The following is an 18,550-nucleotide window of genomic DNA, read 5'->3' as shown; positions in this document are numbered from 1 at the left end:
CTCGATCAAGTCGAACATCGGGCACGCGCAGGCGGCGGCCGGCGTCGCGGGCGTGATCAAGATGGTGTTGGCGATGCAGCACGGCGTGCTGCCGCAGTCCCTGCACATCGACCAGCCCTCCACCCACGTCGACTGGACGGCCGGCGCCGTCGAACTGCTCACCGAGCGCACGGACTGGCCGGCCACCGGCCACCCGCGCCGCGCGGGTGTGTCGTCCTTCGGGATCAGCGGCACCAACGCCCACGTCATCCTGGAGCTGCCCGAGTCGGCGGAGGCGGAGAACGAGGCCGCACCCGGTCTGGTGCCCTGGGTGGTGTCCGCCAAGTCGGAGGCGGCGCTGGACGCGCAGCTCGCCCGGCTCACGGACGCCGGTGAACTGCCTTCCGCAGACGTGGCGTTCACCCTGGCCGGGCGGACGGCGCTGCCGCACCGCACGGTGCTCGTGGACGGCGTGGAGCTGGCCCGAGGGGTGGCGGCCGACGGCAGGACGGCGTTCCTGTTCTCCGGTCAGGGCTCGCAACGGCTCGGGATGGGGCGGGAGTTGTACGCCCGGTTCCCGGTGTTCGCCCGGGCCTTCGACGAGGTGTGCGCGGAGCTGGATCCGGCCTTGCGCGACGTGGTGTGGGGTTCGGACGCGGAGCTGCTGAACCGGACCGCGTACGCCCAGGCCGGGTTGTTCGCGGTGGAGGTGGCGCTGTACCGCCTCGTCGAGTCGCTGGGCGTGCGGGCGGAGTTCGTGGCGGGGCACTCGATCGGCGAGGTCGCGGCTGCGTACGTCGCCGGGGTGTTCTCGCTGGCGGACGCCTGCGCACTGGTGGGCGCCCGTGGCCGGCTGATGCAGGCGCTTCCTGTGGGTGGTGCGATGCTGGCCGTGCAGGCGACGGAGGACGAAGTCCTGCCGCTGCTGGGCGAGTTCGTCTCGATAGCGGCGGTCAACGGTCCGACGTCCGTCGTGGTCTCGGGAGCCGAGGACGCGGTCTCGGTGATCGAGGCGCACTTCGCCGGCCGCCGGACGACGCGGCTGCGGGTGTCCCATGCCTTCCACTCGCCGTTGATGGACCCGATGCTGGCGGACTTCCGTTCGGTTCTTGACGGGCTGACGTACCACGCGCCGTCGATCCCGTTGGTCTCCAACCTGACCGGTGCCCTGGACGGGGACTTCACGACCCCCGACTACTGGGTGCGCCACGTCCGCGAGGCCGTCCGCTTCGCCGACGGCGTCCGCACCCTCCACGAGGCCGGCGTCCGCCGCTACCTCGAACTCGGCCCCGACACCGTCCTCGCCGCCCTCACCGCGAGCGTGCTGCCCGAGGACGCCGACACCGTGGCCACCCCGGCGCTCCGCAAGGACCGCCCCGAGGAGGCGAGCCTCCTCCAGGCCCTCGCGGGCCTCCACGTCCACGGCGCGAAGGTCGACTGGCGGGCCCTGCTCGCCGGCGCCGGCCGGCACCTCGCCGCACTGCCGACCTACCCGTTCGAGCACCGGGACTACTGGCCGAGCGGCCTGCCCGCCGGCCGCGGCGCCGAGTCCGCCGGGCTCAGGAACGCCGAACACCCGCTGCTCACCGGCTCGCTGGAGCTGGCCGACAGTGGTGGCCTCCTGTTCACCGGCCGCCTGTCGGCGCGATCCCACCCGTGGGCGGCGGATCACGTCGTCCTGGGCTCGGTCGTGGTGCCGGGTACGGCGCTGGTCGAGCTGGCGGTGCGCGCGGGAGACGAGGTCGGCTGCGACGTCGTCGAGGAGCTGACGCTGGCCGCGCCGCTGGTCCTCCCGGGGACGGGCACCGTCCAGCTCCAGGTCGCCGTCGGCACGCCGGACGACGCGGGCCGCCGGCCCGTGAGCGTGCACTCCCGGACCGGCGCGGGCGGCCTGCACCCGTGGACGCTGCACGCCAGCGGCGTGCTCGGCACCGGCGCGGCGCCGACGGCCTTCGACGCCTCGGCGTGGCCGCCGGCCGACGCCGAGCAGGTCGACCTGACCGGCCTCTACGACGGCCTGGCGGAGGCCGGGTTCGGGTACGGCCCGGCGTTCCGGGGCCTCCGCGCGGTCTGGCGGCGTGGGGACGAGCTCTTCGCCGACGTCGCCCTGCCCGAGGGCGTCGAGGGCGGCGCCTACGGTCTGCACCCGGCCCTGTTCGACGCCTGTCTGCACACGCTCGCCGTGGGCGGCAGCGTTGAGGAGAGCGGTGCCGGCGAGGGCGGCGCCGGGGTGCCGTTCGCGTGGGAGGACGTCGCGCTGCATGCCTCCGGCGCGTCCGCCCTGCGGATCCGGCTGGCGCCGTCGGCGTCCGGCGGGCTGGCGCTCGCCGCGGCCGACCCGGAGGGCCGGCCGGTCGCCTCGGTGGGCTCGCTCAGCGTCCGGCCGATCGCCGCCGAGCAGTTCGGCGCGGCCGCCCGCCCGGCGGGCCACGACGCGCTGTTCCGCCTCGACTGGGTGCCGGTGCAGGCGCCCGCCGACGCGGACGCGGCGTTCGTCGCCGTCGAGCCGACCGCGCAAGCGCTGGCCTCGCTCGCCGCGACGTCCGACGTGCCGCCGGTGGTGGTGGCCGAACTCCCCGCCGGTGGAGTCGATTCGGTGCACGCCACGGTGGCCTCCGTCCTGGAGCTGGTCCAGGCGTGGCTCGCGGAGGACGCGTTCGCGGCCTCGCGGCTGGTGTTCCTCACGCGGGGCGCGGTGTCCGGCGACGACCTCGCCGGTGCGGCGGCCTGGGGCCTCGTCCGCTCGGCGGCCTCGGAGGAGCCCGGCCGGTTCGGGCTGCTCGACCTGGCCACCGCCGGGACGGAGCTCCGGACCGCCGCGGTCACCGTCGACGAGCCGCAACTGCTGCTGCGGGACGACGAGTTGTTCGCCGCCCGGCTCGTGCGCGAGGAGCTCGCGGCCGAGGCTCCGAGCTGGCCCACCGAGGGCGCGGTGCTGATCACCGGCGGTACCGGCGGCCTGGGCCGGCTGGTGGCCCGGCACCTCGCCGCCGAGCACGGCGTGCGCAGCCTGCTGCTGGTCAGCCGCAGCGGCGCCGCCGCCGACGGCGTGGCCGAGCTGGTCGCCGAACTGGCCGACCTCGGCGCCGAGACGGCCGTCGAAGCCTGCGACGTCGCCGACGAGGCCGCCGTCACCGGGCTGTTCGCCCGCTACGACGTCCGCGCGGTGGTGCACACCGCGGGCGTCCTGGACGACGGGACGATCGGCTCGCTCACGCCCGAGCGCATCGGTGCCGTCCTGCGGCCGAAGGCGGACGCGGCGTGGAACCTCCACCGGGCAGCGGAACGCGTCGAGGCCTTCGTCCTGTTCTCCTCGGCGGCCGGCACGCTCGGCAACCCCGGCCAGGGCAACTACGCGGCGGCCAACGCCTTCCTGGACGCCCTGGCGGTCCACCGCCGCTCGCTCGGCCTCCCGGCCGTCTCCCTGGCATGGGGCCCGTGGACCGGCACCGGCGGCATGACCGGCACGCTCACCGAGGCCGAGGCCGAACGACTGGCCCGAGCCGGAATGCCGCCGCTGACGCCGGAACTGGGCCTCGCCCTGTTCGACGCGACCACGGCCGGCACGGCACCCGCCGTCCTGCCGCTGCGCCTCGACCCGGCCGCCCTGGCCCGGCGCGGCGAAGTCCCGCCGCTCCTGCGAGGCCTGGTGCGCGTGCCGGTCCGGCGCGGCTCGGCCGCGGGCGCGGACGGCGGGGCGGCCGGCGGCGCCGCGTTCGTGCGCCGGCTGTCCGAGCTGCCGGGCGCCGAACGGCGCGAGGCGCTGCTGGAGGCGGTCCGCCGCCAGGTCGCCGCGGTCCTCGGCCACACCAACGCCTCCGGGGTGGACCCGCAGCGGGCCTTCCAGGACCTCGGCCTCGACTCCCTCACGGCGGTCGAACTGCGCAACCGGCTGGGCGCGCTGGTGGCCCTGCGGCTACCGGCCACCCTGGTCTTCGACCACCCGACGGTGACGGAACTGGCCGACCACCTCTTCGACCGCCTGGGCCTCCAGCCCGCGCCGACGGAGGGCCCGGCCGCGCTGCTGGCCGAACTCGACCGGCTGGAGCGGGCGTTCGGCACGGCGGAGGTAAGCGTCTCGGACGACGACCTGTTCGCCCAGGTCGCCGCCCGCCTGGAGGTCCTGCGCACCAAGTGGCTCGCCTCCAGGGCCGCCGGCTCCGAGGCCGAGGCCTTCGACTTCGCGTCGGCGTCGGACGACGAGATGTTCGACCTCCTGGACAACGAGCTGGGGCTGTCCGACTGATCCGCCCGTCCCGCGACGCTGCGCGCTTGTATGCCCAGGTGCTCACCGTCACCGTCCGCGGGGCCGACCGTCGACGGCGTCGTTGCGACGAACACGGCGAGGCCCTGGACGCGGCCGGCCGCCACGGGTTCGAGGTGATCGGCCCGCTGCGCGTCTGACAGCAGGTCCGATCCGTCGACGACGAACCACCGGAACGTCCGTCCGTCCTTCCGGACAGAGGTTCTGGTCTCTTGACTAGCCGCCGCGGCCGCACAGTTGGCGGTGGCGTGGGCGGTTGGCGCCGCGCCGTGGGGCCGGGGAGGCTACGGATGGGGACGACGATGCTCGGGGACCTGATCGACGAGGCCGTGCTGATACTCGAGAGCGCCGTGCAGGCCGGCGCACGGCGGGAGGTGGAGGAACTGGCCGCGCGCGTGCTCGGTGTGGAGCCGAGCGGGCTGGATCCGCGGCAGGAGCTCGACGCGAGAGCGGTGCGGCGCTTGCGGGACCTCGTCGGCAGGAGAGTCGACGGCGTGCCGCTCGGCCACCTGACCGGGCGCGCCGTGTTCGGTGGGCTCGACCTCCTCGTCGGGCCGGGCGTGTTCGTGCCGCGGGTGCACAGCGAGCTCGTGCTGGCGGCCGGCCTGGAGGCCCTCGTGGAGACGCAGGCGCCGACGGTGGTCGACCTGTGCGCCGGCTCGGGCGCGATCGGCCTGGCCCTTGCGCACGCCCGGCCGGACGCCCGGGTGCACGCGGTCGAGTTCGACCCGATCGCCGCGGACTTCGCCCGCCGCAACGCGGCCCGCCGCGCCGCCCTGGGGGACACTGCGATGACCGTCCACGAGGGCCCGGCGGCCCGGGCGGGCACCCTCACCGAGCTGACTGCCGAGGTCGACCTGGTGCTCGCGAACCCGCCCTTCATGCCGGACGCGGCCGACGTGCCGGACGAGTTCGGCCGCTACCAGCCCCGCCATGCCGTCTTCGGCGGCGCCGACGGCCTGCGGGTCGTGCGCCAGGTGGTGGAGGTGGCGGCCGGGATGCTGCGACCGGGTGGCGCCCTGGTGGTCGAGCACGGCCACCTGCACGGAGCGACGGTGCCGGCGCTGCTGCGGGAGTCCGGGCGTTTCGCGGGGGTGGTGTGCCGTCCCGACCAGGACGGCTGGCCCCTGTACTCGTCGGCCGTCCGCACGACCACCTGAGGACGCCGACCGCCGGGTGCCGGTCGGCTGTGAGGACGGCGCGCGCCGCCGCCCGGTCCGGCGCTCGGCGCTGGGCCCCAGTGCCGTTACGAGGGCTCCTGGGCGAGGTTGTCGGTGATGCGCTGGAGCACGGAGACCGCAGCCGCGTACTCCTCCTCGGTGATGTCGCCGAGGAACGCCGCGCGTACCCGGTCGTCCGACGCGCGGCCTTCGCCCTGCGGGAAGCGGCCGCCGCAACCACGTTGTGAGGACAGGACAGGTGCGGTGCGCAGGAAGTCGGCCATCCCGACGTCCTGCGCACCGCACCGGCCGCGGAGCTCAGCGCGGAGCGATCGGCCTGCGGAAGCCCGTGGCCGCCAGCCACGCGCCGGTGGCCGCGACGGCCGCGCCGAGCAGCAGGGCCGGCACGGCCGTTCCCGTGCCCGGGAGGCCCAGGGCGAGGGCTCGGGTCGAGTCGATGGCGTACGTCAGGGGGTTGACGTGGGCGACGGCGGCCAGCCAGTCGGGGAGGTCGGCGGTCGGGACGTAGGCGCTGGAGGCGAACATCAGGGGGAGGACGGCGATGACCGCCAGGTTCTGGATCGGCTCGGCTCGGCGCAGCCAGGCGGCCGCCGCGATGAACAGCCAGCCGAGGGCCCAGCTCATGAACAGCGTCAGCCCGATCGAGGCGGCGACCGCGCCGGCGCCGCCGCGCGGGTGGTAGCCGAGGACGAGCATGCCGAGCGCCAGGATGATCACGGCCTGGACGGCGGCGCGTACCAGCGTGGTGAGGCTGCGGGCGACGAGCAGGGAGCTCGGGGCGACGGGCAGGCAGCGCAGGCGGGCGACGATGCCGTTCTGGAGGTCCTCGACGAGGCCGACGCCGGACTGGACGGCGGACTGCACGGCGTTGTCGACGAGAACGGCGGGCAGGACGAAGTCCAGGTAGGTGACGTCCGGCGGGAAGTGCGGTGGAAGTCCCATCCGGCTGAAGACCTGGGAGAGCACCACGAGCGTGATGACGGGCTGGAGCAGGCCGAAGAGCAGCACCGCCGGATCGGTCACGAGCGCGCGCAGCGACCGGCCGGTGAGGATGCGGATCTGGGTGAGCCGTGAACTGCCGCGCCAGGCGGGCGCGCTGGCCGTCGTGGCGCGGGGCGGTCGGCCGGTGTCGAGCGTGGTGGTCACCGCTGGGCTCCTTCCGGGCTGTCGAGGTTGTCGGAGCGGTGGGCCAGGGCGAGGTAGACGTCGTCCAGGCCGGGTTCGCCGAACGTGAGCTCGGCGGCCTCGACCCCGACCCCGTCCAGCGCCCGGACGACCGCGGCGATGTCGCGGGTGGCCTCGATCGGGACGACCAGTGCGGCGCCCTCGCGCCCGGCGACCGGGGCGAGCCCGGCACGGCGCAGCGCGTCGGCGGCGTGCTCGAGGTCGTTCCCGGTCTCGCTCCCGCCGGGCCCGTCGAGGACGACGGTGACGGTGCGCCTGCCCACTCGGGACTTGAGCTCGGCCGGAGTGCCGTGGGCGACGACGCTGCCGCCGGAGAGCACGGTGATGGCATCGGCGAGCCGGTCCGCCTCGTCGAGGTACTGGGTGGTGAGCAGCACGGTGGTGCCCTCGGCGACGAGGCCCTCGACGATCTCCCAGAGACCGAGCCGGCTCACCGGGTCGAGCCCGGTGGTGGGTTCGTCGAGGAACACCACCTCGGGCCGGCCGACCAGGCTCGCGGCCAGGTCGAGGCGCCGGCGCAGGCCGCCGGAGTAGCCGCGGGCCGGCCGGTCGGCGACGTGCCCGAGGTCGAAGAGGTCGAGGAGTTCGTCGGCGCGGGTGCGGGCGGCGCGGCGCCCGGCGCCCAGCAGGCCGGCGAGCAGGAGGAGGTTGTCGCGGCCGCTGAGCCGTCCGTCAACGGTGGCGTACTGGCCGGTGAGGCCGATCCGGCGGCGGACCTCGGCGGGGCGGCGGCGGACGTCGAACCCGGCCACGCTGGCCCGGCCGGTGGTGGGCGCGAGGGCGGTGGTGAGGACGCCGACGAGGGTGGTCTTGCCGGCGCCGTTGTGGCCGAGCAGGGCGAGGACGCTGCCGCGCGGGACGGCGAGGCTGACCGAGTCGAGCGCGCGGACGTCGCCGAAGGTCATGCCGACGTCGACCGCCTCGATCACGAGGTCGTCGGCGGCCGCGGTGGGCGGGGGCGGTGCGGTGCGGGCGGGCATGGTCGGGTCTCCGTAGGGTAATCGGCAGGGCGCGCGGGGCTTTCGGAGCACGGGGTCAGTCGACGGAGCCAGTCCACGGAGTAGGTCCCGGAGTGGCTCCACGGCGTCAGTCCACGGCGTCCATCAGGCGGAAGAGTTCCTCGTCGGTGGCCTCGTCGAGGTCGGGCCCGGGAGCCGGGCGGGCCGGGCCGGCGGTTGCGGCGCAGCGCCGGGCGAGGTCGCGCAGCCGGGTGGCGGTGGCCGGGTCGAGTGCGGTGCCGGCGGCGAGCAGCGCGGCGAGGCGGTCGACCAGGTCGGCGGCGGTGGGTTCGGGAGCGGCGCCCGGGGCGGGCCGGTCTCGGAGGGCACCGATGGCGCGGACGACGGAGACCGGCGAGGGGTGGTCGAAGACGAGTGTTGCCGGGACGGGCGTGCCGGTGGCGGTGGCGATGCGTTCGCGCAGCTCGATCGCGTTGACGGAGTTGACGCCGAGTTCGGAGAACGCGTGGGCGGCCTCGAGGTCGTCGGGGCCGAGCCCGAGCACGGCGGCGGTCTCGGCGAGGACGAGCTTGAGGAGCAGGGCGTCGCGTTCCTCGGGGCTCGCCGTGGCGAGCCGGCCGTCGAGCGGCGGTGCGGCGGCGACAACGGCCGCGGTCGGCGGTGTCGGCGGTGTCGGCGCGGCGGGCGCGAGCCAGTACGTCTGCCGCTGGAACGCGTACGTCGGCAGCGGCACGGGCCGGGCGCCCGGCAGGACGGCGTCCCAGTCCACCGGTACGCCGTGCAGGTGGAGACGTCCGACGGCGGCGAGCAGGGCGCGCGTCTCGTCCGCCTGGTCGGCAGAGCCGGTCGCGGTGACGGCGGCCGGCGCGCCGGCGTCCGCGTCGGCCAGGCACTCGCCGAGCATGGGGGCGAGCGCGGCGGCGGGACCGAGTTCGAGGTAGGCGTCGACGTGCTCGGCCCCCAACCGCGAGACGGCGTCCCGGAAGCGGACCGGCTCCCGGGCCTGCCGCACCCAGTGGCCGGGATCGCGGGCCTCCTCGGCGGTCAGCGGTCGGCCGGTGACGCCGGAGATCAGCGCAACAGCGGGTGCGGCGAAGGACAACCCCTCCAGCACGTCACGGAATTCCGCCAGCATCGGCTCCAGCAGCGGCGAGTGGAAGGCGTGCGAGACGCGCAGCCGGGCCGTCCGCCGGTCGGCGAAGTGGGTCCCGACCGCCGCCACCGCCTCCTCGGTGCCCGAGACGACGACGGACGAGGGGCCGTTGACGGCCGCCAGTGAGACGAACTCGCCCAGCAGCGGGAGGACTTCGTCCTCCGATGCCCGGACTGCGAGCATCGCGCCACCGGCCGGGAGGGCCTGCATGAGTCGGCCCCGGGCGGCGATCAGGGTGCACGCGTCCGGCAGGGACAGCACCCCGGCGACGTGCGCGGCGGCGATCTCGCCGACCGAGTGCCCGGCCAGCAGGTCGGGGCGCACGCCCCAGGACTCCAACAGCCGGTGGAGGGCGACCTCGTGGGCGAACAGTGCGGGCTGGGCGAACTCCGTTCGATCGAGGAGGTCTGCCGAGTCCTCCCACAGCACGGAACGCAGCGGCCGCTGCAGCAGCGGGTCCAGGAAGCCGCACACCTCGTCCAGGGCCGCTGTGAACTCGGGGAAGGCGGCGGCGAGTTCGCGCCCCATGCCGGGGCGCTGGCTGCCCTGCCCGGCGAAGACGAAGGCGAGCCGCCCGCCGCCGTCACGCCGCCCGGTCACCGGGGCGACCGGCGACGGTTCCCCGGCGGCGAAGTGCCTTAGCGCGTCGACGAGTTCGCTGCGTTCGGCGCCGGCCAGCACGGCGCGGTGGCCGTGGACGGCCCGGGTGCCGACGAGCGCGACGGCGACGTCAGGCAGGGCGTACGAGGGGTGGGCGGCGAGGTGCTCGGCCAGCCGCCCGGCCTGGGCCCGCAGGGCCGGCTCACTGCGGGCGGACAGCAGCAGCGGCACCGGACGGTCAGCGGCGCACGGCGCCGCCGGGCGTGCTGCCGCCACCGGCGCCTCCTCCAGCACCACGTGCGCGTTCGTCCCGCTGATCCCGAACGACGACACCCCGGCCCGCCGCACTCGCCCCTGCTCCCGGGACCACGGCTGCGCCTGCGTCAGCAGCCGCACGGCGCCCGAGGACCAGTCGACCCGACCGGTCGGCCGGGTGACGTGCAGGGTCCGCGGCAGCACGCCGTGCCGCATCGCCTGCACCGTCTTGATCACCCCGGCCACCCCGGCGGCCGCCTGGGCGTGCCCGATGTTCGACTTGACGGACCCGAGCCACAGCGGCCGGTCCGCCGGGCGCGCGCCGCCGTGGACGGCGAGGAGCGCCTGCGCCTCGATCGGGTCGCCGAGCGAGGTTCCGGTGCCGTGCGCCTCGACGGCGTCGATGTCGCCGGGCGCGAGCCCCGCGTCGGCGAGGGCGCGACGGATGACGCGCTGCTGGGCGGGGCCGTTGGGCGCGGTGATGCCGTTCGAGGCGCCGTCCTGGTTGACGGCCGAGCCGCGGACGAGGGCGAGCACCGGGTGCCCGTTGCGCCGCGCGTCGCTCAGCCGCTCCAGCACGAGCAGGCCGGCGCCCTCCGCCCACGCCGCGCCGTCGGCGTCGTCCGAGAAGGACTTGCAGCGACCGTCGGCCGCGAGGCCGCGCAACCGGGAGAACTCGACGAACGACGTCGGCGTGGCCATCACCGCGACGCCGCCGGCCAGCGCGAGCGAGGACTCGCCCGAGCGCAGCGAGCGGCACGCGAGGTGCAGGGCGACGAGCGAGGAGGAGCACGCGGTGTCGACGGCGAGCGCCGGGCCCTCAAGGCCGAAGCAGTACGAGATCCGCCCGGCCAGCGCGCTGCCAGCGGTGCCGATCCCGAGCAGGCCCTCCAACTCCGCCGGGGCGCCGACGCCGTAGTCGTGGTACATCGCCCCGGTGAAGACGCCGGTGCGGCTGCCGCGCAGCCCGGTCGGGTCGATCCCGGCGTGTTCCAGCGCCTCCCAGGCGGTCTCCAGGAGCAGCCGCTGCTGAGGGTCGGCGGCCAGGGCCTCGCGCGGGGAGAAGCCGAAGAAGGCGGCGTCGAACCGGCCCGCGCCGTCCAGGAACCCGCCCCGGCGGACGTAGGAGGTGCCGGGGTGCTCGGGATCGTCGTCGAAGAGGCCGTCGAGGTCCCAGCCGCGGTCGGCGGGGAACGCGGAGTCGGTGTGGGTGCCGTCGGCGACGAGCGCCCAGAGGTCGTCGGGGGAGGAGACGCCGCCCGGCAGTCGGCAGGCCATGCCGACGATGGCGATCGGTTCGTCGGAGGAGGCGTCGTGTGGGTCCTCCTCCCGGTCCGGCACCGCGCCCGACAACAATGCCGCGACGGCCGCGGGAGTCGGGTGGTCGAAGCCGAGGCTCACCGGCAGCGCACGGCCGGTCGCCTCCGCCAGCAGGTTGCGCAGCCGGATGGTGCGCACCGAGTCCAGCCCGTACGCGCGGAACGCCGTGCCGACGCCGATCGGCTCGTCCGCCGGGCCGCGTTCCATGACCTCGGCCGCGCACGAGCGCACGAGGTCCAGCGCGTCGCGGTAGTCCATGGCGTGGGAAGCCTGAACGACCGCTGTCCCGGCCACCAGCTCCTCCAGCGACCGCCGGTGCAGCTTCCCGGCCGGGGTGCGCGGGAGGTCGTCGACGGTCACCAGCTCCAGCGGCACCTTGTACTCGGCGACCTCGCGCTCCCGCAGGAAAGCGGTCACCGCCCGCAGGTCGATCGCCGGGTCCTTGGCGCGTGTCAGCACCAGGCACGGGATCTCGCCGAGCCGGGCGTCCGCCCGTCCGACGACGGCGAGCGGGCCGATGCCCGGCATCGCCGCCAGCAGCTCCTGGACCTCCGTCGCATCGAACTTCCGCCCGCCCACGTTGATCAGCTCGGCCGCGCGCCCGTGGAAGCGCAGCAGGCCGTCCGCCCCGAGGCTCGCCCGGTCGCCCGTGCGCAGCCAGCCGTCCGGCGTGACGGCCGCGGCGGTGAGGTCGGGCTCGCGGTAGTAGCCGCGGAACATGCTCGGACTGCGGTACTGGAGGTCGCCCGGCTCGCCCGGCGGCAGTTCGCGCCCGTCCTCGCCGACGACCCGCACGCGGGCCCCGCTGGTCGGTCGGCCCACGCTGCGCACGGCGGCGCCGGCCGGATCGGTGGTGGAGGTCCGGGTGCCGGTGCCCAGTTCGGACATGCCCCAGACGACGACGAGTTCGCCGCCGAGCACCGCCCGGACGTCGGCCGCCAGGGCGGCGGGGATCGCCGCCCCGGCGGTGCGCACCTCGCATGGCCGGAAGCCGGCCGGCTGCCCGCTCCGGGCCAGGGTGGCGACCACGTCGTGGAGTTGGGCCGGGACGGCGAAGACGGCGCTCGGGGCGGTGGCGCGGGCGAGGGCGAGGAAGCGCTCCGGGTCCCAGCCGTCCAGGAGCACCTGGCGGCAGGCCCGGAACAGGGCGGTGTGCAGCGACTGCAGGCCGAACAGGTGGGTGAGCGGGCAGGCCGTCAGGATCGCCTCCGCGAAGGCCGGACCGCCCTCGTCGGCGACGGACGCCGTGTTGGAGAGCAGCCCGTCGTGGCTGTGCAGGCAGATCTTGGGCCGGGCCGAGGTGGTGCCGGAGGACGGGACGAGGACCAGCGGGTCCTCGGGCCGGACGTCCACGGGGTGCGGGGCGTGACCCGCCCACTCGGCGATGAGGCGCTCCAGCGCGTGCACGCCCCCCACGGTCGGTGCCTCGTCCCCGGCGACCAGTACCGCCCGGAGGGACGGCACGGTCATCAGGAGCTCGGCCGCCGTGGCCGCCGCCTCCGCCGGGAGGAGCACGGCGACCGGGTCCACCCGGGCCAGCAGTGCGCGTACGTCCGCGGCGCCGTGCCCGGCGTGGACGGGCAGCAGGACGGCGCCCGCGGTGGCGACGGCGACGTGTGCCGTCTGGTACTCCCGGCAGTTGGGGAGCTGGACGGCGACGACGTCCCCGGGCGCGACGCCGAGCTCCTGGAGGACCCGGGCCAGGGCGGCGGCGTCGTCCGCCCACTGGCGCCAGGTCACCTCCCGGTCACCGTCGACCAGGGCGACGGCGTCGGGCGCCCGGCGGACCGCGGCCGCGAACACGGCGGGCAGCGTGTGGCCGCCGAGTGCCCCGCCGGCAGCCGGATCGATCGCGTAGTCATCGCTGTGGACGGACACCTTCGCTCCTGACGGGGTCGCTGGCCGGCCGCACCGGCCGTTCTCAGCCTGGGTTTCGGGAGGGACCGCGCCCTCCGGGGCGTCGTGCTCCGGGCCTTCCTCGCCGAAGCTCGTCGGACCGGCGCGCGGCTCCGGGCGCCGGGCCGAAGCGCGGCGCCAGGCGCCCGGCCTGGCGCGCCCGGAAGATCCGGAAAGCGGACCCTCAGCTCGGGACGGCGGCCGGGAACGAGCCGGACGGACGGCGCCGACGCGTGGCGGCTGCCGGGCTCTCCAGCGGGAGCTCGGCGTCGAGCAGCGCGAGCAGCGGGCGGGCCTTGACCACCGTCTCGTCGAACTCGCCCTCGGCGTCGGACAGCGCGATGATCGCCCCGCCGACCCCGTAGCGCAACCGTCCGCCGCTGAGCACGGCGGTGCGGATCACGATGCTCAGGTCGGCCGCGCCGCTGAGCGAGAAGTAGCCGATCGCCCCGGAGTAGATGCCGCGCGGCCCGTTCTCCAGCCGGTCGATGATCTGCATCGTGCGCAGCTTGGGCGTGCCCGTCATCGAGCCGCCGGGGAACGCCGACCGGACGCCGTCGACGGCGCTGCACTCGGGGCGCAGCCGGGCCCGCACGGTGCTGACGAGCTGGTGCACGGTGGCGTACGTCTCGACGTCGAACAGGGGTTCGGCGACGACGGAGCCGGTCCGGGCGCAGCGCCCGAGGTCGTGCCGGACGAGGTCGACGACCATCAGGTTCTCGGCCCGGTCCTTCTCACTGGCGGCGAGGTCGGCGGCGAGCAGGGCGTCCTCCTCGCCGGTGGCGCCGCGCGGTCGGGTGCCCTTGATGGGCTTGGACTCCATGAGGCCGTCCGGGCCGATCCGCAGGAAGCGCTCCGGGGAGGAGCTGAGCACGGCGAGGTCACCGAAGGAGAGGAAGGCGGCGAACGGGGCGGGGCTGATCCGCCGCAGCGCGCGGTAGGCCTGCCACGGGTCGAGGTCGGCGGGTGCGTCGATCATGTTGGTGAGGCAGACCTCGTAGGTCTCGCCGGCCGTGATCTCGTCCTGGCAGACGCCGATGAGCTCGAGGTACGCCTCGCGCGGGTGCCGCAGCCGCAGCCGGGCGTCGGCGCCGGGCGGGGTGTGGGCGGGCGGGTCGGTGTGCGGGGCGGGGCCGGTGAGCAGGGCGGCGGTGTCGTCCAGCCAGGCGCGGGCGGAGGCGTCCCGGCCGTCCTCGGCGAGGGCGAGCAGGTGGGTGGTGCCGGTGTGGTGGTCGACGACGACGGCTCGGTCGGCGAAGACCATGACGGCGTCCGGGTCGGGCGAGCGGTGGGCGCGCTCGCCGCCGCACTCGGCCTTGAGTTCGTAGCCGAGGCAGCCGACCCAGCCGAGCGCGAAGTCGAACGGCAGCTCGGGCAGGTCGACGTCGAGCGTGCGCAGGTCGTCGTCGAGCCAGGTCAGGAACTCGCCCTCGACGACCTGCGTGGTGCCGCCGGCGGTCACCGTGACGGTGCCGCGCTGGACGTCGGCGGTGGCGATGCGGGCGAGCGGCCCGGCGGCGTTGCCCATCACCGAGACCTGCCCGAGGCGGCCGCCGGGCAGGCTGCTGTCGAGCCAGAAGGGATGACCGCCGTCGCGGAACACGTGCTCGAAGACGGTCTCGGCGTCCCAGCAGGTCTCGACCCGGCGGGTCAGGACGGCGAGGCGCCGGGTGGTCGGCCGCCGCGCGGCCTGGGGTGCGGTGCGGGGGCGGGGGCGGGGGCGGGGGCGTGGGCGGGGGCGTGGGCCGGGCGCGGTGCCGCGGCGCCCGCGCCTGTGCTGCTCGGTGAGGTCGCGAAAGTTCGACAGCAGCCGCAGGCCGGCCTCGGTGCCGATCGACTCGGGATGGAACTGCACCCCCCACAGGGGGAGTTCGCGGTGGCGCAGGGCCATCACCACGCCGTCGTCGGTGGCCCAGGCGATCGGTTCCAGGGCGGGCGGGAGCGAGGTGACCGCCAGCGAGTGGTAGCGGACCACCTCCAGCGGGTTCGGCAGGTGGTGGAAGAGCCCGGTCCCGGTGTGCCGCACGGCCGAGGTGCGCCCGTGCCGGGGCGCGGGCGCCCGGCCCACGGCGGCGCCGTGGGCGAGGGCCAGCCCCTGGTGGCCGAGGCAGACGCCGAGGAGGGGCAGCCGGCCCTCCCGGGCTATGCCGGCACAGTGGCCGAAGTCGGCGGGCCTGTGCGGGGTCCCGGGGCCGGGGGAGAGCACGACGTTGTCGAACGCGTCGAGCAGCTCGGGCCGGAAGGCCGGGTCGTCGTTGCTGATGACCTCCGGCTCTCGGCCGTTGGCCTCGGCGAGGTAGTGGAAGAGGTTGTAGGTGAAGGAGTCGTAGTTGTCGACCAGGAGTGTGCGCATCAGGGGGTCCTTGTCCGGGCCGGCGGTCCGTCAGCGGAGCTCGGCGAGTTCGGCGGAGATCTCCCGGAGCACCGCCGTCTGCTGGTCGGCGAGGAAGAAGTGGCCGCCGGGCAGGACCCGGAGGCGGAACGCCCCGTCGGTGTGGGCCTGCCAGGCGCGGGCCTCGGCGACGGTGGTGCGCGGATCGGCGTCGCCGGTGAGGACGACGACCGGGCAGCCGAGGACGCGGTCGGGCCCGCAGGTGTAGCGCTCGATGGCGCGGTAGTCGGCCCGGATCGCGGGCATCGCCATGCGCAGGACCTCCTCGTCGCCGAGCAGCTGGGCGTTGGTGCCGTTGAGCAGCTTGAGCTCGGCGATGACGCCGTCGTCGTCCTGTCGGTGCACCGTCTCCAGGCGGGTGGTGGACGGCGCCCGGCGGCCGGAGGCGATGACCGCACCGGGTGCGTGGGTGCCCTTCCGTTCCAGCCGCCACGCGGTCTCGAACGCGAGGACGGCGCCCATGCTGTGGCCGAAGTACACGGTGGGCCGGTCGTCCAGGGTGAGCAGTTCGTCGGTGATCCGGTCGGCGAGGCTGGCGATGTCCTCGACGCAGGGTTCCCGTCGGCGGTCCTGCCGGCCGGGGTACTGCAGGGCGATCACCTCGGCCTCGGCGGACAGGGCCGCGGAGACGGGGAGGAAGAAGCTCGCGGATCCGCCGGCGTGCGGGAAGCACACCAGGCGTACCGTGCGGCCCTCACCGGGGTGGAAGCGGCGCAGCCACAGGGTGCTCGCCGTGCCGGGACTGGTCATGGGGGTCGGTCCTCTCTCGGGCCCCTCGCGGGGCGGGATTCAGTCCCGGTGGACGGTGATGGCGCCGGACGGGCAGAGCGTGGCGGCGGTGTCTACCGCGTCGCGGTCCTCGGCGGCCGCGGCGGGCTGCCGCAGTTCGACCACGCCGTCGTCGTCCTGATCGAACACGGCCGGGGCGTTGAGCACGCACTGGCCCGCGCCGACGCAGCGGTCGGTGTCGACGGTGATGCGCATGAACGGTTCTCCTGAAGCGGATCGGTGGGCGGGTGCTACCAGCGGACCGGAAGTGCGTGCAGTCCGCACAGCACGCCGTCGTACTTGAGCGGCAGGTCCTCGACCGGCACCGCGAGGCGCAGGCCGGGAATGCGTTCGAAGAGCCGGCGGTAGGCGATCTCCATCTCGATCCGCACCAGGTTCTGGCCCAGGCACTGGTGGACGCCGTAGCCGAACGCGACGTGGTGGCGCTCGGTGCGGGCCGGGTCGAACGCGTGCGGGCAGGAGAAGGCCTTCTCGTCGTGGTTGGCGGCGGCCACGAGCGGCACGATCCCCTCGCCGGCCCGCACCAGCTGCCCGGAGATCTCGACGTCCTCGACCGCGACCCGCAGCGAGACCAGGTCGGCCACCGAGTGGAAGCGCAGCGTCTCCTCCACCACCCGGTCGTCACCGATCCACTCGGGGTTCTGGAGCAGCGTCACCACGCCGAGCGCGATGTTGTTGGCCGTCGTCTCGTGCCCGGCGATGAGCAGCAGCATCAGCACGCCGGACATCTCGTGCGGCTCGATCGCGCCGGTCGCCAGCAGCCGGCTGATCAGGTCGTCGCCGGGCCAGTTCTGTTTGATCGCCACCAGCCGGTTGATGTAGCGCAGCAGTTCGCGCGAGGCGGTGTCGCGCTGTCGGTCGGTGGAGGCCTGGATGGCGACCAGGGTGCGCGTGCGGGACTCGAAGAAGTCCCGGTCCACCGGCGGAACGCCGAGCAGGGAGGAGATGACGAGCGACGGGACGGGCAGCGCGAAGTCCGCCACCAGATCCGCCTCGTCGCCGGCCGCCAGCATCGCGTCGATGCACCGGTCGACGGTCTGCTCGACGGCGGGCCGCAGCTCCCGCACCCGCCGGACGGTGAACTCCGGGATGAGCGCCCGGCGGAAGCGGTCGTGCTCGGGCGAGTCGAGGCCGACGAACCAGCCGGGGATCTGTTCCTGGCGCGGCACGCCCAGTGTCTCGCTGACGTTGGGGAAGCCGGGATGGTCCGGGTTGGAGCTGATCCTCTTGTCGGTGAGGACCGAGCGCACGTCCTCGTGCCGGGTCACCAGCCAGACCTTGCGGCCGTTCGGCAGGTAGGACAGCACCAGGCCCGGCAGCTCCCGGTAGTCCTGGTAGCGCGGCGGCGGGAAGGACTCGCCGGGCACGCGCAGCGGGAAGTCGACCACCGGCGGCTCGGCGCCCGTCGGCTCCCCGGGAGGCACGGTCCCGGATGGCACGGTGTCGGGCGGCACTGTCTCGGGCGTCATGGTGTCGGGTCTCCTCCGGCGGGCCGGCTCAGGACGCGCCGTAGAACGCGCGGACCGCGCCGATCACGCGGTCCTGGTCGGTGGGGGTCAGGTCGGTGTAGGTGGGCAGGTAGAGGCCGTCGGCCGCGAAGCGGGCCGCGTTGAGGCCGGGCCAGGAGGGGTCGAAGTATCCCGGCTGACGGCTCATCGGCTGGAAGAACAGTCGGGTCTCGATCCCCTGGCCGGCGAGGAAGTCACGCAACTCGGCGCGCCGCTCGGCCCGGACGTCGTACATCCACAGCACGTCCCGCGGCGGCATGAGGGTGAGCCCGGGGACGTCCTTGAGGCCCTGGTCGTAGCGCTGCTCGATCTCCCGCCGGGTGGCGAGGATCGCGTCGAGGCGCTCGGTCTGGGCGAGCGCGACGGCGGCCTGCATGGCCGTCATGCGGAAGTTGTAGGCGAGCTTCTTGTGGACGAAGCTGTGGTCGGGGGTGAAGGCCATGGCGCGCAGGTGGTCCAGCTGGGCGGCGAGGCGGGGGTCGTCGGTGAGGCAGATGCCGCCCTCACCGGCCGTGATGATCTTGTTGGCGAACAGCGAGAAGCACGTGATGTCACCGGTCGGGCGGATGCCGTGGGCCTCGGCCGAGTCCTCGACGACGCGCAGGTTGTACTGGTGGGCGATGTCCATGACGGCCGCCATGTCGCAGCGCCGGCCGTAGACGTGCACGGGCACGATCGCCTTCGTGTGCGGGGTGATCCTCTCCTCGATCCGCGCGACGTCGATGTTGAGGTCGGCCGCGCAGTCGACGAACACCGGCGTCGCCCCGGTGTAGGTGACCGCCCACGCGGTGGCGATCATCGTGAACTCGGGCACGATCACCTCGTCGCCCGGGCCGACGCCGAGGGCGCGCAGCGCGAGGGTGAGCGCCGCGGTGCCGGAGGAGCAGGCCACGCCGTGGGCCGAGCCGTTGTAGTCGGCGAAGGCCCGCTCGAAGCGCCGGACGTACGGGCCCTGGGAGGAGATCCAGCCGTCGCCGATCGTGCTCGTGACGTACTCCAACTCGCGCCCGTCGAGGCTGGGCCGGGACACGGGGATGGTGAAGGGCATGAAGGGGTCCTCGCTCGGTGG

Annotated in this window: 12 protein-coding genes; 3 read left to right on the top strand and 9 right to left on the bottom strand. The window is 75.1% G+C overall.

Translation table 11 applies throughout. The features are described from left to right. The 3 genes from ACWCYO_RS24630 to ACWCYO_RS24620 all read left to right on the top strand — a co-directional run. The coding region (locus tag ACWCYO_RS24630; RefSeq protein WP_449785404.1) for an SDR family NAD(P)-dependent oxidoreductase at positions 1–4,225 on the top strand (4,225 nt) is incomplete at its 5' end. A gap of 26 nt (positions 4,226–4,251) precedes the next feature. Next, positions 4,252–4,383: a hypothetical protein gene (locus ACWCYO_RS24625; protein ID WP_270149104.1), complete on the top strand. Its 132-nt coding sequence runs from the start codon at positions 4,252–4,254 to the stop codon at positions 4,381–4,383. A 150-nt stretch (positions 4,384–4,533) separates the two neighbouring features. Then, positions 4,534–5,403, top strand: coding sequence for a N5-glutamine methyltransferase family protein (locus ACWCYO_RS24620; protein ID WP_449785403.1), 870 nt, complete (start codon positions 4,534–4,536; stop codon positions 5,401–5,403). An 86-nt stretch (positions 5,404–5,489) separates the two neighbouring features. Here the strand turns inward: ACWCYO_RS24620 and ACWCYO_RS24615 are convergent, their stop codons facing one another. From ACWCYO_RS24615 to ACWCYO_RS24575, 9 genes are all read right to left on the bottom strand, one after another. Then, positions 5,490–5,687 (bottom strand): hypothetical protein, encoded by a 198-nt coding sequence (locus ACWCYO_RS24615; protein ID WP_270149108.1) that lies wholly within the window; start codon positions 5,685–5,687, stop codon positions 5,490–5,492. Positions 5,688–5,721: 34 nt separating this feature from the next. Further along, positions 5,722–6,570, bottom strand: coding sequence for an ABC transporter permease (locus ACWCYO_RS24610; RefSeq protein WP_449785402.1), 849 nt, complete (start codon positions 6,568–6,570; stop codon positions 5,722–5,724). Then, entirely contained in the window at positions 6,567–7,589 is a 1,023-nt protein-coding gene (locus ACWCYO_RS24605) for an ATP-binding cassette domain-containing protein (RefSeq protein ID WP_449785401.1), read from the bottom strand. Before ACWCYO_RS24605 ends, ACWCYO_RS24610 begins: the two co-directional genes overlap by 4 nt. A 106-nt stretch (positions 7,590–7,695) precedes the next feature. Continuing rightward, positions 7,696–12,774, bottom strand: coding sequence for a type I polyketide synthase (locus ACWCYO_RS24600; RefSeq protein ID WP_449785400.1), 5,079 nt, complete (start codon positions 12,772–12,774; stop codon positions 7,696–7,698). A gap of 202 nt (positions 12,775–12,976) precedes the next feature. Further along, entirely contained in the window at positions 12,977–15,145 is a 2,169-nt protein-coding gene (gene pabB / locus ACWCYO_RS24595; RefSeq protein WP_449785399.1) for an aminodeoxychorismate synthase component I, read from the bottom strand. Positions 15,146–15,175: 30 nt separating this feature from the next. Then, positions 15,176–15,934, bottom strand: coding sequence for a thioesterase II family protein (locus ACWCYO_RS24590; protein ID WP_449785398.1), 759 nt, complete (start codon positions 15,932–15,934; stop codon positions 15,176–15,178). Between the two features lie 39 nt (positions 15,935–15,973). Further along, the gene (locus tag ACWCYO_RS24585) at positions 15,974–16,168 is read right to left on the bottom strand and encodes a ferredoxin (RefSeq protein WP_270149117.1); all 195 of its coding nucleotides are present in this window, start codon (positions 16,166–16,168) and stop codon (positions 15,974–15,976) included. A 35-nt stretch (positions 16,169–16,203) separates the two neighbouring features. Beyond that, complete coding sequence (locus ACWCYO_RS24580; protein WP_270149119.1) at positions 16,204–17,442, bottom strand: cytochrome P450; 1,239 nt, start codon at positions 17,440–17,442, stop codon at positions 16,204–16,206. A gap of 28 nt (positions 17,443–17,470) precedes the next feature. Further along, complete coding sequence (locus ACWCYO_RS24575; RefSeq protein ID WP_449785397.1) at positions 17,471–18,529, bottom strand: DegT/DnrJ/EryC1/StrS family aminotransferase; 1,059 nt, start codon at positions 18,527–18,529, stop codon at positions 17,471–17,473. Positions 18,530–18,550 lie beyond the last annotated feature (21 nt).

It is taken from the genome of Kitasatospora sp. NPDC001683 (assembly GCF_053596495.1).
This window is presented reverse-complemented; position numbering and strand designations above follow the sequence as displayed.

Bases quoted from the DNA above. Each gene is read 5' to 3' on its own strand.
- ACWCYO_RS24575 (WP_449785397.1), bottom strand. From the start codon at position 18,529: ATGCCCTTCACCATCCCCGTGTCCCGGCCCAGCCTCGACGGGCGCGAG.
- ACWCYO_RS24620 (WP_449785403.1), top strand. From the start codon at position 4,534: ATGGGGACGACGATGCTCGGGGACCTGATCGACGAGGCCGTGCTGATA.
- ACWCYO_RS24605 (WP_449785401.1), bottom strand. From the start codon at position 7,589: ATGCCCGCCCGCACCGCACCGCCCCCGCCCACCGCGGCCGCCGACGAC.
- ACWCYO_RS24580 (WP_270149119.1), bottom strand. From the start codon at position 17,442: ATGACGCCCGAGACAGTGCCGCCCGACACCGTGCCATCCGGGACCGTG.
- ACWCYO_RS24590 (WP_449785398.1), bottom strand. From the start codon at position 15,934: ATGACCAGTCCCGGCACGGCGAGCACCCTGTGGCTGCGCCGCTTCCAC.
- ACWCYO_RS24615 (WP_270149108.1), bottom strand. From the start codon at position 5,687: ATGGCCGACTTCCTGCGCACCGCACCTGTCCTGTCCTCACAACGTGGT.
- pabB (WP_449785399.1), bottom strand. From the start codon at position 15,145: ATGCGCACACTCCTGGTCGACAACTACGACTCCTTCACCTACAACCTC.
- ACWCYO_RS24585 (WP_270149117.1), bottom strand. From the start codon at position 16,168: ATGCGCATCACCGTCGACACCGACCGCTGCGTCGGCGCGGGCCAGTGC.